The sequence below is a fragment of the Limosilactobacillus pulli genome (genome assembly GCF_947381555.1).
GTDB lineage: Bacteria > Bacillota > Bacilli > Lactobacillales > Lactobacillaceae > Limosilactobacillus > Limosilactobacillus pulli.
On record NZ_CANCWQ010000036.1, the window covers coordinates 1 to 17061 of the forward strand.

Annotated in this window: 12 protein-coding genes and 1 tRNA gene; 6 read left to right on the forward strand and 7 right to left on the reverse strand. The window is 45.5% G+C overall.

What is annotated here, in order from left to right; genetic code table 11:
• Positions 1 to 141 precede the first annotated feature (141 nt).
• Complete coding sequence (locus QOS03_RS08255) at positions 142 to 1824, reverse strand: nuclease-related domain-containing protein (RefSeq protein ID WP_283576063.1); 1683 nt, start codon at positions 1822 to 1824, stop codon at positions 142 to 144.
• Positions 1825 to 1917: 93 nt separating this feature from the next.
• Positions 1918 to 3309, reverse strand: coding sequence for an amino acid permease (locus QOS03_RS08260; RefSeq protein WP_408612091.1), 1392 nt, complete (start codon positions 3307 to 3309; stop codon positions 1918 to 1920).
• Between the two features lie 91 nt (positions 3310 to 3400).
• Here QOS03_RS08260 and mmuM point away from each other — a divergent pair, with 91 nt between their 5' ends.
• A complete protein-coding gene (mmuM, locus tag QOS03_RS08265) occupies positions 3401 to 4318 on the forward strand; it encodes a homocysteine S-methyltransferase (RefSeq protein WP_283576065.1) in 918 nt (305 codons plus the stop codon).
• 169 nt (positions 4319 to 4487) lie between these two features.
• On the opposite strand, the gene QOS03_RS08270 is transcribed toward mmuM, so the two are convergent.
• The 4 genes from QOS03_RS08270 to QOS03_RS08285 all read right to left on the reverse strand — a co-directional run bounded on the left by QOS03_RS08270 (position 4488) and on the right by QOS03_RS08285 (position 9911).
• The gene (locus QOS03_RS08270) at positions 4488 to 5132 is read right to left on the reverse strand and encodes an HAD family hydrolase (protein ID WP_283576066.1); all 645 of its coding nucleotides are present in this window, start codon (positions 5130 to 5132) and stop codon (positions 4488 to 4490) included.
• A 229-nt stretch (positions 5133 to 5361) separates the two neighbouring features.
• The gene (locus tag QOS03_RS08275; protein WP_283576067.1) at positions 5362 to 8220 is read right to left on the reverse strand and encodes a SpaA isopeptide-forming pilin-related protein; all 2859 of its coding nucleotides are present in this window, start codon (positions 8218 to 8220) and stop codon (positions 5362 to 5364) included.
• Between the two features lie 342 nt (positions 8221 to 8562).
• Complete coding sequence (locus tag QOS03_RS08280) at positions 8563 to 9072, reverse strand: ECF transporter S component (RefSeq protein ID WP_169462672.1); 510 nt, start codon at positions 9070 to 9072, stop codon at positions 8563 to 8565.
• Positions 9073 to 9077: 5 nt separating this feature from the next.
• On the reverse strand, positions 9078 to 9911 hold the full coding sequence (locus QOS03_RS08285; protein WP_283576068.1) for a PfkB family carbohydrate kinase: 834 nt from the start codon (positions 9909 to 9911) through the stop codon (positions 9078 to 9080).
• A gap of 214 nt (positions 9912 to 10125) precedes the next feature.
• Between QOS03_RS08285 and QOS03_RS08290 the strand changes: the two genes are divergently transcribed.
• The 4 genes from QOS03_RS08290 (at position 10126) to QOS03_RS08305 (ending at position 14734) form a co-directional block, all read left to right on the forward strand.
• A tRNA-Pro gene (locus QOS03_RS08290) sits at positions 10126 to 10199 on the forward strand.
• 190 nt (positions 10200 to 10389) lie between these two features.
• Positions 10390 to 11646: an RNA-guided endonuclease InsQ/TnpB family protein gene (locus QOS03_RS08295; RefSeq protein ID WP_283576069.1), complete on the forward strand. Its 1257-nt coding sequence runs from the start codon at positions 10390 to 10392 to the stop codon at positions 11644 to 11646.
• Positions 11647 to 12119: 473 nt separating this feature from the next.
• Entirely contained in the window at positions 12120 to 12617 is a 498-nt protein-coding gene (locus QOS03_RS08300; RefSeq protein WP_272215252.1) for a hypothetical protein, read from the forward strand.
• 290 nt (positions 12618 to 12907) lie between these two features.
• Positions 12908 to 14734, forward strand: a complete 1827-nt coding sequence (locus tag QOS03_RS08305; RefSeq protein ID WP_283576070.1) for an FAD-binding protein — start codon at positions 12908 to 12910, stop codon at positions 14732 to 14734.
• An 870-nt stretch (positions 14735 to 15604) separates the two neighbouring features.
• On the opposite strand, the gene QOS03_RS08310 is transcribed toward QOS03_RS08305, so the two are convergent.
• Positions 15605 to 16018 carry a hypothetical protein gene (locus QOS03_RS08310; protein ID WP_283576071.1) on the reverse strand — a complete coding sequence of 138 codons (414 nt, stop codon included), beginning with the start codon at positions 16016 to 16018 and terminating at the stop codon, positions 15605 to 15607.
• Between the two features lie 142 nt (positions 16019 to 16160).
• Between QOS03_RS08310 and QOS03_RS08315 the strand changes: the two genes are divergently transcribed.
• Positions 16161 to 16706: a hypothetical protein gene (locus tag QOS03_RS08315; protein WP_283576072.1), complete on the forward strand. Its 546-nt coding sequence runs from the start codon at positions 16161 to 16163 to the stop codon at positions 16704 to 16706.
• Positions 16707 to 17061 lie beyond the last annotated feature (355 nt).

A 17061-nucleotide genomic window follows, 5' to 3' on the forward strand; every position in this document is an offset into this window, starting at 1 on the left:
GACTCCTTTTTTAGTCTACTTTGAGTCTAACCTTGTTAGGCTTTTTTTGTTAAATGTTACGAACTAGCAAATCGCGTTATCTTCCTTTCTAAAAATAGGTTGGCGCATTATCTTTGAGGTTTGTGGCAATTGTTTTTTGACCTAGCGAAGCCGGCAGTGATCGTCAATAAAATTACCGCGATGCAGACTGGTCAGCATGTCACTGTCAACATAACGAGTTAGTGGACGATTGTCATTAAGATACTGATCATTCAAGGCAACCATCGCGAGCAGCTGGCGTTCCAGTTTGGCTAGATTGATGATAAAGGGCTGCTCGTATTCTCGTTCACCGATGCCGCGGCTGGCCAGCAGTTCTTTGAGATATCGCTGTTCAAGACCAGTTAATGGACGCTTGGCCTTAAATTTAGCGAACTGATCAAGCTGCGACAGTGAGTAGAGACGATTTCTCATTCCAGGCGCGGGCACGGTTGCCTGATCAGGATTGGCTGCTACGAACATGGAATGAATGACTGGCTGCGCGTTCATTAAAATCTGGCGCGCGTTGGCATCCTCAAATAACAGGCGTGAGACCGCATGCTCGTGATTACTCAGCTGTTCGGCAGCATTTTTAATCTGTTCACAGTAGCCGTTAGGGTAGGCAATGATAAAATTGCCATCCCTGGTCAGCTGCAGCGCCAGACCCTGATAGTTTTTAACCTCTGGAATCAAGACGCCGTTGCGAGTGATCAAAACGATATCAATTTGATTAACGGCAGCGGTATTTTGCTTTTTGTAATAGTCAAAAGGCAGGTTGAGAGAGTCGAGCAGCTCTTCATGAGGGTAAAGCTCCTGCAGCAATTGATAAACGCGACGTTCACCAATATCCCCCTGCAAAAGCTGGGTGGCGCGCTCATGTAGCTGAATGATTCCCTTAAGTTCTTTAGAAAGCATAGCTAGTTCATGGGGGGAGCGATCCGCGCCATGGCTGTACCAAGAATAGGTTTTGGCCATTTCATAAGCCAAAAAGCGCAGACCAGGGAACGGATCTTGGAAAAAGGCGTTCTTCTGGGCATCAGAAAAGTTTTGACGGGCCTGGGTCGCGATTTCGTCATGATCTGCTACCATACTGAGATGCCGATCCCATTGCTGCAGCTGTTCTAAGTAGGCGGCGTTGCTGATCAGCTTGGTTGTGAGCAGGTTTGACCAATTTAGCGGTTGTGCTGTCATTGACCAATTAACCGAGCGCTTGAAGCTAAACCATGATTTAAGAGGTGAGCGTTTCAAAATGGTTTGCGGCTTGGATGCAGGATTAGCTTTACCGGCAGCCTTCAAAGCGCTTTTAGAATGCCCGCTGGTTTGATCTTGAAGTTTTGCCCCTGAATTACTCAGCATGTTGCTGTTGCCAAGATCCTGCTGCTTTTCAGAAGCTTGCTGGGCAGTACTTTGCTTCGATTCTGAAGGGCCAAGATCGACCCGAACCTCATTTTGCTCTGGATGCAAACTGAAGACATCGGGCTGTAACGAAATGTCTTGCTGTCCAGTAACGCTGTCGTCATTTGAGGTCACTGAAGTTTGTCTAGTAAAGCTGGCAACACCGTTTTCATGTGAAACAGCATCGCGAGAGTCCTGCTCTGGTGTTGAAGCTGGCCCCAATTGATCGTGCTCTGCTTTTTCATGACCATCCGGCATCGATTGAGCGATTGTTTTCGGTTCGTAATCAGGTGCGGAATCCGGTTGGCGAGCAGCTTTTTTACGTGGCGGATGTTTTCTGCTGATCCCAAGCCAGTCCTTGAAGATCAAAAGCAGGATGCCGCCAATCAGGATGCTGATTAGATAGCGCAACAAGAGACTGCCTCCTTTCGATTTTGAATACTGCCTTTATTTTATCATAACTAATAAAAGCATCCCCCTGATTGATCAAGCGGATGCTAAACAAAACTATTTATTCGTATCAGCAGTTTCTGGATGACGCTTTTGCCACCACCAATAGCCGAGATAACATATCAAAACGAACGGCAGCGTCCAATACAATGCGATTCGCTGCTGAGGATCAAACCAGATTAAAAGACATGATAGCCCACTTGAGATTAAGGCGAATAAAGGAACGAATGGGTAGCCGGGCGTGCGGTACAAAAGCTCATCGATTTGATGTCCCTGTGCTAGGAATGTCTTTCTAAAATTTAGCTGCGCCAGGGCGATTGCCATCCAGACAAAAACAACGGCCAATCCAGAAATTGAAACAAGTACCAAGTAGACGGTATCAGCTGCGATTACGCTGGAAAGCAGGGCCAAGATGCCGCCCAGTATGCTAAATGCCAATGCTACCGTGGGGATGCTGCGCTGGTTGGTTTTAGCAAAAAATTTCGGCAGCATCCCTTCATTACTAAGTGACCACAGCATTCGTGTCGAAGTATAAAGACCGGAATTAGCCGCGGAAATAATAGCTGACAAGACAACAAAATTCATCAAGTCACCGGCAAACGGAATCCCCATCATCTTAAAGACATAGACGAATGGGCTTTGAGTAACGCCGGCTTTTTGGTATGGGATCAAGGCGGCCATTACGATCATGGAACCAATGAAAAAGATAATAAGACGCCAAAGGGTAGTATGGATGGCTTTGGGCAGTGTTTTTTCGGGTTGCTTGGCTTCACCGGCCGTTACCCCGATCAATTCAGTACCGGAAAAAGCGAAATTTACCGTCAGCATGGTCGTAAAGACGCCGCAAAATCCCGTTGGAAATAAGCCATCCTTAACGAAATTCTGCAATCCTGGGGCATGCGTATAACCCTTGAGTGGAATTACGCCAACAATTGCCAGCGATCCCAAGACGATAAAAGCAATGATTGCAAACACCTTGATCGCGGCCAGCCAAAATTCACTTTCCGCAAAAATCCGTACAGAATAGACATTGCTTATCACAATACCAATCATAAACAACAGGCTCCAGATCCAAACTGGCGTATGCGGAAACCAATCGCGCATGATCAGTCCAGCAGCGGTAAATTCAGAACCAAGAGCAATCGTCCAAGTCAGCCAATAAAGGATGGCGACGACAAAGCCGGTTGCAGGATTGATATAGCGCTTGGCATACACGTGAAACGAACCAGTATAGGGCATTGCCACTGAAAGTTCGCCCAGACAGAGCATGACGCTGTAGACGATCAATGCGCCAACGAAATAGGCCAGCACCGTTCCTAAAGGGCCTGCCTGATGAATCGTATAGCCAGAGCTCAAGAAAAGCCCGGTACCAATTACGCCGCCCAATGAGATCATTTGGATATGACGTGATTCCATTTTGCGTGCCAAGTGTTCAGTTTGTTTGGCAATTGCCATTTTTTCACTTCCCAAGCTAAAATAATTGTTAACAGCAACTAATTAGAATATCATTAAAAAATAATAACACAAAAGGGTGAAAGTAATGGTAAAAAGATCAATTTTCTCAAATCCGTTGGTAATTGATGGCTCAATGAGTACCAGTCTTGAGCGGCTGGGCTGTGATACGGACAATGAGTTGTGGACAGCCGCGGCTTTGCTTAACCAGCCCGAACTCGTTTATCAAGTACATAAGGAGTATTTTGAAGCAGGGGCGCGGTTGGCGATTACTGATACCTATCAGGCCAATCTTCCGGCACTTAAAAAAGCGGGACTGACTGAAAGACAAGCGTGGCAGGTTATTGAAAAAGCCGTTGAATTGGCTAAGCAGGCGCGGGATGATTACGAAGCCGAATCGGGAGTACACGGATATGTGGCAGGCTCACTGGGACCGTACGGCGCTTATCTTGCCAATGGGAGCGAATATCGTGGCGATTACGAATTAACGGCGACCGAGTATCAAGCATTTTACCGCCCCCGCTTGGAAGCAATCATCAATGCCGGCGTAGACTGCCTGGCATTGGAGACCCAGCCGAAGCTTAGCGAGGTTAAAGCGATTTTGGATCTGCTAAAAAATGAGTATTCTGATCATAGAGTTTATGTTTCCTTTACCTTAAAAGATGCCGAAACCATCAGTGAAGGCACTAAACTTACTGACGCTGCCAAAGCTGTTTCACAGTATGATCAGGTAATCGGCGTTGGCATCAACTGTATTCCGCCGCTGCTGGTAACACCGGCGATTAAGAAACTAAAAGAAGCTACGGCACTGCCGATAATCGTCTATCCAAATTCGGGGGCAAGCTATGATGCAGCGACTAAAACCTGGTCAGCTGCACCTGCTGAAGATGATTTTGGTAAATTAACAAAAGAATGGCTGCTTGCTGGGGCTAGCGCAATTGGTGGCTGTTGCACGACTACGCCCGCGGATATCGCGAAGATTGCGGCAGTTTTAAATGAGCACTGATATTAATAAAAACAGCGTCATTGTGAGGGAAAAAGCCCAGGCATGACGCTGTTTTATGTTATTCGGAAATCTTTTGCGCTTAATTGCGGATAAATCGGCTATTAAGGCGAATTTAAATACTTTTGGGCGGTTTTCCAAATGATCACTGGGAATTATTTGAGCAGTCGTTTTACTTGTTTGCGTGTTTATCTTCCCAGATTTTGCGCAGCATTGGGTACCGCAGATCGCCGGTTTGAGCAACTTGATAGTCAGCCGCGCTCAAAAGTTCCGCATCCCCAATACCAATTGAGACCAGATGAGCCTGATTGATAGCAGCAATATCGTTTGGAGTGGTAGCTAGAGCAATGCATTCGTTTGGCGCTACCGATAGCTGTTGGGCAAAGGCAGAGTAGGGATCGCCTTCATTAGGGATGATTGCGGTAAAGTAATCGGCAATCTGCAGCTGCTTTAGAATGAGTTCGGCATGACCGCCGTTATCAACGACCCCCATGTTGACGTAGTGATCGTCCAGGTTGATCAAAAGGCGTTCAATCCCAGGCATTACTGAAGATTCATTCAGCGAGTCCAACGCTTTTTGATACATCTGTTCTTGTTCAGAAAGCAAGGCGGCCTGTTCTGCTTCATCGGCCGTTTGGTGCAGCTGGTTCAAAACAATTGGCAAAGCAGCGGCGGCACTGAGGTTTTTGAGCTGCGGGGCTAGTTTGCCAGGTAACCCCAGCCCATACTCATACATTGCCAGTTCGCGCCAAGCGTCAAACTGCTGCTGATTTGTGTCGACGATTAGATTGTTGACGTTAAAAATTGCACCCTTCATAAAAATATTCCTTTCAATAAATACGATAACTTTATTTTAACCCAAAGCATAGAAAATGAAAACGCCGCCATGACATAAGGGGGATTCATTGCCTTAATTTAGCCATCTGATCAAGAAACGTTTTAAAACCAGAAGCTGTTTGAAAATAAAAATCGCACTATCGCGAGCGAGAAGCCGTGACAGTGCGATATCCAATTTAACAGAAGTTTCCTTGCATTATTGTCTTTGCTTAATTGTTTTTCTTTTTAGATACGGTAACCCAACCGGCTACACTAACACAAAGTATAACTCCAAGCCAGCAAATTGCGCTAGAAGCATGGTTGCCAGTCTTTGGCAGCAGCTTCTGAGCCTGAATAACGGTGTCAGTATTAGTAGCTGGCTGAGATTGTGCTACTGGATTGTTGATCAATGCAGTTGAAATAACATTTTGTTTACTGGTCGGCATGGATCTTGACGTGGCGTTGGAATTGACAGTTGCTGTTGGCACCATATTAGTATTCGCACTAACGTTTTTAGCGGGCGTGAGTGGCGACCACGGCTTAGTTTCCTTAGCCGGTGTCAACGGTGTCCAAGGAATAACTTTCTTGGCGGGCGTGAGAGGCGTCCACGGCTTAGTTTCCTTAGCCGGTGTCAACGGTGTCCAAGGAACAACTTTCTTTGCGGGCGTGAGTGGTGTCCACGGCTTAGTTTCCTTAGCCGGTGTCAACGGCGTCCAAGGAACAACTTTCTTAGCGGGCGTGAGTGGCGTCCACGGCTTAGTTTCCTTAGCCGGTGTCAACGGTGTCCAAGGAACAACCTTCTTGGCGGGCGTGAGCGGCGTCCACGGTTTAGTTTCCTTAGCCGGTGTCAATGGCGTCCAAGGCATAACTTTCTTTGCGGGCGTGAGTGGTGTCCACGGCTTAGTTTCCTTAGCGGGCGTGAGTGGTGTCCACGGCTTAGTTTCCTTAGCGGGCGTGAGTGGCGTCCACGGTTTAGTTTCCTTAGCGGGCGGCAATGGCGTCCAAGGAACAACTTTCTTGGCGGGCGTGAGAGGCGTCCACGGCTTAGTTTCCTTAGCCGGTGTCAACGGCGTCCAAGGAACAACTTTTTTGGCGGGCGTGAGTGGCGTCCACGGCTTAGTCTCCTTAGCGGGCGACAATGGCGTCCAAGGAACAACTTTCTTGGCAGGCGTGAGCGGCGTCCACGGCTTAGTTTCCTTAGCCGGTGTCAACGGCGTCCAAGGAACAACTTTCTTAGCGGGCGTGAGTGGCGTCCACGGCTTAGTTTCCTTAGCCGGTGTCAACGGTGTCCAAGGAACAACCTTCTTGGCGGGCGTGAGTGGCGTCCACGGCTTAGTTTCCTTAGCCGGTGTCAACGGTGTCCAAGGAATAACTTTCTTGGCGGGCGTGAGTGGCGTCCACGGCTTAGTTTCCTTAGCCGGTGTCAATGGCGTCCAAGGAACAACTTTCTTGGCAGGCGTGAGCGGCGTCCACGGCTTAGTTTCCTTAGCCGGTGTCAATGGTGTCCAAGGAACAACTTTTTTGGCGGGCGTCAGTGGCGTCCACGGCTTAGTTTCCTTAGCGGGTGTCAATGGCGTCCACGGAATAATTTTCTTTGCGGGCGTGAGTGGTGTCCATGGTTTAGTTTCCTTAGCCGGTGTCAACGGTGTCCAAGGAATGAATTTCTTCACTTCATTATAAACAATCAATGGTGTCCCGTTTTCAGTGTCTGAAATCTCAATTGTCCAAGTTTGGTCTTTAGCTTTCGAAAAATCAATCCAGTCAGGAACCGTGATTTGTTTAATCGTGTATTTTCCTGCGGGCAGATTCTTAATATCAATTTCGCCATTTTCATCCGTAGTGTAGTTCATTGATGTGTCATCTGGTTTGATGATCTCAAAAGTTGCATCGGGCAAAATCTTAATTTTACCTTCATCATCAGTGTACTTGTTGATGATCTTCATTTCACCAGGCTTGGTTCCCGTGACGTTGGCATCAAATGAAACGTTTTTCACCGCTTGAGAATAGTTAACGGTAGTAGGCTGACTATCTTCTTTTAATTGATAGGAGACTGTGGCCGTGTTGTTGAAGACCGCTAAATCATTATCAGTGATTTTCGTTCCGTAGCCAACCAGAATCGTTTTACCGGAAAATTCGTCTTTATTGAAACGGAAAGTAAGAGTCTTGCCGTTGATTTCAATTGAGGAATTAGGGTAAGCGGCTTTGAATTGTTCAAACGACAATGACTGCCCATTAACGTCAATTCGATTATATCCTGAATCAGGATCAAACTGTTGGCCGTTTTGAATAGTATCTGAACAGGTGATGTCACTGCCAAGCGCGGCCGCATCACCGTTCAAATAGATACCCCAAGCCAGGGCATTGTGATCGCCTTGAGGGATCATCATCCCCACTTTGCTGCCGCGCCATCCGTTACCACTTGGCTGTTGACTGCTGCCTTTGGTGATTCCTTTGACTGGAATGGATGCAGCAGTACTGCCGGCTGTAATCTGGATTGTCTGATTCTGTTCGTCAGTGTTGCGAACTTCAACGTCAAATGAAAAATTACCGCTGACATTTTGTAGGTCATTGATTTTGTCATTAAACGTCAAGGTTGCGCCGGTTTGATCGACGGTGTAGTGGCCAACCATTGTTCCATTGACGTAAAGATCCTTACCGCCAACGTAACTGTTGACGTAGGCTTGACCACTGTTGGGCCAGTTGACATGAATCGTGTTGCCGCCTTGAATCTTACCGCGTGCATCGCTAAAAGTTCCGCTGACCGTGATATAAGCGCCATCATTATAAATTGACTGCGACTTTTTGGAATCACGTTCGACAACAGTCAGATTAGTAATACGGTCACTGACATCTTGCGGCTGATGACTGCTGCTGACAGCCGACACTGCGGTATGTACATCAGTAGTGCTGTTTTGATTTTGTTTTGATTGATTATTGACAGAAGTGCTATTGACAATTGATTGTGAACTACTGCTCGATATGGCGGGCTGTTCACTAGCAAAGACATGGCTGCCGGTCATAGCAAGGCTAACCAGCAACATTAAAGAAAATGCAAGAGAAACACAGAATAGTGCTCCCCTTTTTATCATACGATTAAAAAATACCCCCTTAGTAACTTAAATCAGCACGAAGGAGATTATATTGCAGATGAATGGACTTAGTCAATCGTTAATTTAAAACGTTTTACATAAAAGCAATTTGAATATTCAAATTGATGCAGCTAATATGTTTAAATATTCAATTGGAATCGATAAACCATGGACTTAAAATAATATTTTTTCTTTGTGATTCTTTGAACAAAAAATCATATTTATCAAAGCTGATGGCATCTTGGCTGAGCGAGATAGCATTTCTGTTTTCTCAAAAAACAACGCCATGCCTAAGGTTTCGCTACCTCAACATGACGCGGTTTAATGACGATGCTTTAGATGTTATTTACCAGTAAGGGCAGGGTGAATTGCTTTTTCAACCGGTGTAGCAATCAATAGTGCAATTACCGAGCCGACAATTCCTTGAATTAGGTTTGGGAAGATGCCGGCAGCCCCAGTTGCCCAGGTGTAAAGAATTGCATCGGAGAAGAAATAGCCGACAACCATAACGATCGTACCGGCTGAAACACCGGCAACGCGACCCCACTTGCCACGGACGTACTTAAAGACCAGGCCAGCAACGATGCCTTCCAGACCATGCGAGATAAATGAGAATGGGGCGTATTGTGCAAAGCCTGAAATCAGATCCAAAAACATGGCGCCAAATCCGCCGATAAAACCACCTGCCCATGGACCAAGCAGCATAGCACCGATAAAGATGCCGACATCGCAAAGGTTAATGTTGCCATGCGTCCAAGGTAGCGGAATCAAGAAGAACCGTCCAAAGATCAAAGTTAAGGCCGTTAAAAGCGCCGTAAATACCAAATGTCTAACCGTTGCAGATTTATTCATCGAAATCACTCCCTATTATGCCTGATTACAAACTGCATTAAATGATCGAGACGCAGACCAAATCGTCGCTCACTGTCAGCAAGCGGTGCGGTCTGTTGAATTGCTTGTTCCATCGCTTTGATTGAGTTGCTGATTGCAGCATCCAAAGGCCAGTGCTGCAAGAGCCTGCCGTAAAGCAGTGCCGCAAAAACATCACCGGTTCCGTAAAAATGGCCTGGTTGAATTGAGTTGCCATAAAACCGCAATTCATGATCTTGCAAAAAGCAGCAGCCAACCTGATTATTTACTCTCACCCCGGTCACGATGACATCAGCCGTAATCTGTTGTGATCTCAGACACGTGATACCCTGCTTAATGGCTTCAGCAGTTGGCTTACAAATTGGCTGATTGGTTAACAGACAAAGCTCGGTCCAGTTGGGCGTGATCAAGTCGGCATGGTGGCAAAGCTTACGAATCGACTGAACGTAGTCTTGATCAAAGCCAGGATAAAGCTTCCCTTGATCACCCATGACTGGATCAATCATCTTAAAGAATGAGTCCTGATCATTTTGTTGGATCCATTTGCCCAACCGATCAGCCAAAGTACGCTGACCAAGGTAGCCAATCAAAATGCCTGCTGGCTTGATTGCTTGATCTTGCCAGTGCCTAAGTGCGTTATCAATCCATTGTTCAGTATCCAAAACGGCAGGCTGGCCAAAGCCTTCTGTCTGACTGGATAAAACGGTGGCTGGCAGCGCAGCGGTTGTGATTCCCATTGCCTGCAAGACGCTTAGTGCACCAATCATCGAAATCTGGCCCAGGGCTGAAAAATCTTCAATCAGTAGGACGGGCTTGGACATACAAACGATCCTCTCTAATCATTTTTTAATTTGATGATATTAATATAAAGCGTGAAAATCAGGCTGACAAGGGGTGTCATAACATTAGCTAGAATTGTATCGATACACTGCATTTGGCCTAATCGTATATTGATCTTGAAAACGGCTTGACACCAGCATTATTTCACGGTAGTATTTATAACTGTTGGTAAGATTAATTGCCAAATAATAGTTTCGGGAAATAGCTCAGCTTGGTAGAGCACCTGGTTTGGGACCAGGGGGTCGCAGGTTCGAATCCTGTTTTCCCGATTGATTAAAGGATCTCTGCTGAAATTGGCAGAGATCCTTTTTAATTATGCCTATCTATCCCGTGACTTTAGTCATGGGATGGATAGGCTCACTCAATGTCCATTTGGACGCTTTTTCTTTTGCCATTAAGAACACCTTAATCGTTATAGTCATTAGCTGATGATATAATCCAATTAAAGGAGGTGAAAAAATGAAGTCAATGGCACAGTTAGAATATCATTATGGATTGAAGGTTCGCATCTATCCGAGTGATTACCAGAAACAAATAATTAAAGTTAATAGTGATGCTAGTCGTTTTATCTACAACGAAATGGTCTCAATTGGCAAAGAGCTTTGGCAATTAAGCCGAGTCAAACTACCAATTGATACGGTACAAGATCGCATCCAACAGCTAAAGCTTCGTCAAAACGCTAAGCAGATGTCAAATCATTTCCAGTTTTTAGAAGATAAGCGTATTGACAGTCTTGCTAAGGCTAATGCAATTCAGAACTATCACAAGGCTTGGAACGCTTTTCGCAAGGTTCATGGAACTGGTGTGCCAAAATTTCATCGTAAAAGCTATGCTTGGCGATACCAGACCAACTGTCAATATCCAAAACAAAAGACGGCCCGGCTAGACAACGGTACCGTCTGCTTTGAAGACCGCAAACATATCGTGGTACCCAAACTAGGACGTTTGCGTGTCAAAGGTGCTCAGCAGCGACTATTGGATCGTCAAGGTGAAACACGCATTGGTACGGTAACCATTTCCAAAGATGCTGCTGATCGATTCTTTTTGTCGCTGCAATTAGGTTCAGATACACCTTTTGTTCCTAAGCTTAGCCGCACTAATCGGCAAATTGGCATTGACCTAAACACGGAAAACTTTCTGACTGCCAGTGATGGTCGAACCATCGCTAACCCACGCTACTATCGAACAATCAAGGGAAAATTAGCTAAAGCACAGCGCACTCTTTCACGCCGACAACGCCGAGCTAAGAAAGAGCAGCGTTCCTTGCGGGAAAGCAAAAACTACCAGAAGCAGCGTTTGTTAGTCGCTAAGATCCATGCACGGGTATTTGACCGCCGCCATGATTTTCTCCAACGCACGTCTACAGCACTGATCAAGAACCAAGATCTCGTTGTAGCCGAAGAATTGCGGAGTAAGAATCTGTTAAAAAATCATGCCTTGGCAATGAGCATCAGTGATGTTGGCTGGCGGTCTTTCTTGGGGATGTTGTCATACAAAGCCGACCTTTATGACCGTCAATTTATCACGGTCAGCCCTAAAAACACGACCCAAACCTGTTATGACTGCGGTTTTGTAATGGGAAGTGACGGGACCGAAAAGCTGACACTGGCAGATCGTGAATGGGTATGTCCACGGTGCCATGTTCATCATATCCGTGATTATAATGCAGCACTGAATATTTTAGAAAAAGGACTCCAAAAACAACAAAAAGCCTAGTCAAAAAGCTAGGCTCATTCCTATGGCAACCTGGGAATGTAAAAGGCATTGGTAATTAGATGATCACTGCTCAAGCAACTGCGGCTGTTTGAGTAAATCGTCCGTATCTATGCAAATTGTGGTTCGGACACTCAATACTGGGGTGTTTGCCCACAAGCCATCGACTTTAGCCGATGGTGGTTGACTTTAAAGTATCGGTAAAAAAGACGGATCAATCTCAGGCGAGATCGACTCAGAAAAGCTAAAGACAGTTTATGCGTTAATTTACAAATTTATCCTAAAACTAAAATGGTGACAGAATACGTATTAGTACCGGCAAAACGGTTTCAAAAAATCGGTGGTTCGTTTTGCAAAATATAAAATTGTTTGCAATAATTAAAATTATGCATGAACCACCAAATGCGTCTAGTTATAAATGTAAGTTAATTGAAAGTAATTTATATTTCGTTGCATCGGATGGAGGGGTGAGTCCGATGACAATTGTTGAAATGGGGATAACGATGCTTACGTATGAATTGATGGTCTATCATTGTTCAAAGGGTTACTGTGCTGTTTTGCCACCAGAGCTTAAGATGCTGGAAAGTCATTATCAACGGCAGATGTGCTTTACTGATGGACTGCCAGGAGAGCTGCTGAGCGGAACGGAGCGTGATAACGTCATCTTTCGCGGCCGCGTAGTTTTGGAGCAGGTACTAAACTGTGCACGCTTTGACAATCTTGAGCTGCCTGAGCCGATCAAGTGGTCAAAATGCCGTGATGCTCAGCCACAGCTCGAGTTTGTTCCAGTCGAGTGTCTTAAAAAAGGAACGATCCAGATTTATGAAGGCCGCCACGTGCGGTTTTATCACAACAGTCTCAAGGCACCGCTGATTAGCTGGGAAAGTCAAGGAATCAAGCTGGTTGATAAGCCACATCAAGCGGCGATTGTCGGTAATGCCTTTTTTGGACTTTGTTATGACTGGACAGCCTAGTCGGGCTCATCAGAATAATGATCAATTGTTTAGATGATGTACAAGACGGCAGTCAGAATTACGGAGATGAATTGGGCATCAACTAAGCTGTTTACATAATGGTTAATTTAAAATCGAACAGCCTAAATGTTGCCGAGTAAACGAGTCACTGGTTCACTTAAGATCAGCGAGTTTCGGCAAGCTATAGTTAAACGATTAAGTCGCTTACGAGCGGCTTTTTATGATTGGCAATGATTGATAGGTTCAGTTAGACTAGAAATGAGACTAATTTGAGTAAAGGGATGAAATAAATGCAGGCCAATGATGTTCAATGGAATGCTCAGTATGACGTGGTCGTTGTAGGTTTTGGCGGTGCTGGTGCCACGGCAGCACGCTTTGCAGCAGATGCGGGAGCCCATGTGCTGCTGGTTGATGCGGCACCACTGGGAAGAGAAGGGGGCAATACGCGCTATGCCTCTCAGCACGTCGCAATGGGAAAGGGAATCGGCCAATTAACCAGATACTATCAGCAGCTTAATGATGATTTTTTGGTACCAGCCAAACTGATGCAGACCTACCTGCGCGGGCTGATGAATATGCCGGATTATTTTGAAAAATATCTGGGGGTTCGGGCCATCAGCTGGAAAGACGATATTCGCTTGGGGGATCCAGTCGTACCCAAGCATTCATTGGCCGAATATCCTGAGCTTGATGATAGCGAGGCAGTTGATATTGCCCTGGTTCATCGGCGTGATAAGGATGCGGCCCTTTGGAAGATCCTGCGTCAAAACGTGATCGACCGTGCCAATTTGATTGACGTCTGGCTTAATACTCGGGCACGACACCTTTATCAAGATCCTCAAACTGGTATCGTCAAGGGAGTTCAGTTGCGGCGACGGGGCGAGAATTATAATATTGCCGCAAAAAATGGATTGGTACTGGCAACGGGTGGTTTTGAAAACAATCGTGAAATGATTCAAAACTACTTGCAAAAGCCAGCGTTAATGCCAATGGGGTCACTGTTCAACCGTGGCGATGGCATCAAAATGGCGCAAGAGGTACAGGCCAAACTGTGGCACATGGGCAACTATGAAAGTTTCGGTACGCTGGCGGGCCTAACGTTTGCAGAAGAAGGGACGCAGCATCGGGGGCGGGTCATCCAAAGCTGGTCACAGTTAAATCATGGCAGTATTTTCGTGATTGGCGATGATGGGACACGCTTTTTTGCCGAGAATCAACCGGCACGTCATGGACATCTGTATTCACATGGCCACTGGGTATTGCCGCACTACCAAAAGCATCCCTATCTGGTATTTGATCAAGCCCAGTATGAGGTTTTTGAACAACAGGAAAAAGAGGATCGGCGCCTGCCTTATCCTAAATTCATGCAAAAACTGATCAGTGCGGATTCATTGCCGGAATTGGCCAAGCAGCTGCACGTTCCCGTGATCAGCCTGACGCAGACGGTTACTGATTTCAACCATTATAAAGAATTAGGGCGTGACTACCAAACGGGACGTGATACCGATACGATGCGTAAATTTGGTGCGGGTCCATACTATGCCATTGAACTGGCCAGCAACGTCTTGAATACGCAGGGTGGTCCACAGCATGATGAAAAGACGCGCGTTTTAAACGTTGATGATCAGCCGATTCCACATTTGTACAGTGCCGGAGAATTGGGAGGAATTGCCGCCAACTACTATCAAAGTGGTGGTAACCTGGCTGAATGTCTGATTTTTGGTAAGCTTGCCGGTGAAAATGCCGCCAAGCCAAAATCGGATGCGGTCAACGTAAAATGGCTGCATGATGCAGTGACCGTTCATATCAATGACTTGTTGGATATGTCGGCTCAGCATTATATGGTAGGACCGGATCAATACTTGGGTGTTTCAGATGATGGCATGGGTGGCCGGATCGTCGTTCGAGTTACATACCAAAAGCAAAAACTGCAGCAGATCGAGATCTTGGAAAACCATGAAAATGAAGAGATCGGTCAGGCGGCCTTTGAGCAGCTTGAAAAAAATATGATTAGAGCCAATACGTCAGACGTTGATGCAATCTCTGGCGCAACCACGACCAGCCGCGCGCTGAGTGAAGCCGTAGCTGATGCCTTAAGCAAAGTAAGACAGGTATAAATAAAAACCGTCATCGAACGCAGAATTCGATGACGGTTTTTAATATTGTCAGCAGGCTCATGGATGTAATATGGATTAAATTTTTAATGATTAGAGTGAACAAGAGTCAGTCTTAAAATGAGCCTGTAGACAAGGATGATCAGATGTGAAGCCTAAAAGTGGATTAAAGGGATTGAGAGACACTGTGGATTGGCGTTTCAGTGTTGCGGCTTCACGATTTTGAGGAAAGACGAATGATCGCCTTGAGGTTAAATTGAACATCCGGCCGTTTGAGTTGGCGTACCCAGACGGTAGAAGGAAGGGTCGGTCAAACGCTGACAGACAGTCGATGGATTGACGTTGACGGACGTCGTTGGCGTGGCCAGGATGATCGTCGTCGACTGTCGGCATGAGCGGTTTCACGATAAAACAAGTTATGAAAGAAAGCAGAATCTGAAAACACTTTCCTTACGACCCATAAATATAATAGTATAACGGTTTACTAAGTGCAAGCCTTTTTTATAAAAAATCTGAATAAGATGGTGATTAAAGGGTTAAAAGTCTGTCTTAATAACGTTTTACCTAATCAAAGAACTTTTAGAAAAGAACAGCTATTTTGATCCGAATCGCGCTAAAATAGAATCAATCAAATCAAAGGATGTGTTGTCTATGAAATGTCCGCATTGTAAGGTGCCATTAAAAGCCCATACCAGGATCTGCGCCGATTGTGGTCACACAGTTAGGGCCGAACGCCAAAAGCGACAGCGCAATCTGCTTATCGGTATGCTGCTATTGATCAGACTGCTGCTGTCAATAGTATTGGTAGTTAAATTGTCCAAACAAAAAGAGAATTAAAAAACAGGACTCAGAATCATGTTCTGGGTCCCGTTTTTAATTATGATGGATATGGAAATGGTCAGGTTCTTCATGACCATCCAAATAGCGATTAACGTACCAGATCAAGACGTAGTGCAGCTTAACCAAGATTTGATAGGCGTTTTGGGCACCAATGAGCTGGGGATGACGACCAGATTCACGTAGCTGAGTCAGCAGCGTGATCATTTCATCGTTTAATAAATGAGTTGACTGCATTTTTTTAAGTCCATCCTCACTATTAAAATGCTTGTCCATGTCGGGGAACTCACGCTTAACCAGCTTGCGAATCAAACGGCCACTGATCTCTCGGATCAAAAGTGCCTCAGTGGCATACTGACCATTGCGGTAGGCCTTTTCCGCCATCCGAGAAAGATGTTGCAGCTTATGCATGCCATGATAGGATTTTAAAAATGCGAAGTTACCAGCCACGATCGGTCTCCTTTTTTCGTATGTACTATAACTATTTTATCATTGATTAAACTACGTGCGGCCTGGAGGTTAATTTTTCTAAAAGCAGGTGGCTGATTGAGGATCGCCGGCAGCTACTATGCTTAATTTTTGGGGGATTATTATGGAAAATAAATTAAAACTACTAAGCATCATTGGGCTAAGCAGTCTGCTTTTAGCGGGCTGTGGCAGCCAAAACTACGAAGATCATGCATCCTCGCATTCGCGATCCACATCACGGTCAGCCAGTTATCATCAAAAATCAACTGCCAAAAAGTCCAGCCATCATGCTGATAAAATCAGTTCATCGACTGCAGCGACAAACGAGTCCTCAGCTGCAAATCAGACCAGCTCCAGTCAGTCAGATTCACAATCGGCAACCAATCCGAGCACTCAAAATGGCATCCAGGCTGAGCAGCATGCCATTAATTCGGTTCAGGAAGCCATTGCTGCAGTTGATGCCAAATATGGCAATGGCGATATTCAGTGGTCATATATGTCGGAAGGCAATGGTACGATGGCAACCGATGAGCATGGTCAGCCGGCCTATTGGATTCGTGGCCAAGACTCAGCGTATCGCAATGGTAACTACACGGCTGGCAGCTATGATGGACACGACTATTATGTTTATCCAGATGGCCGCATCGTACCACGGGAAGGTAATCAATAACTAAAGAATTCGCAAATGCATTAACGTGGCGTATGACTTGAATTAGAAAGCGGAGCAGTCGCTGCTGCAACTGACCAAATAAATGGAGTTAGTTTTGGTTGATCGTTTTACTTAAACTGCTATTGACCATTTTGCCATGATACGACTAAAATTGAGTTATTCATTTTTAACAACTAGCGTCATGGGCATAGGGCAAAACTGGATTCAAGAATGTGTCTGACGCAGCTATAACGATCGTCTGGGTCAATCAATGATCCAAATGCAACTATATATAATGAATACGCGATTTGCTAGTTCGTAACATTTAACAAAAAAAGCCTAACAAGGTTAGACTCAAAGTAGACTAAAAAAGGAG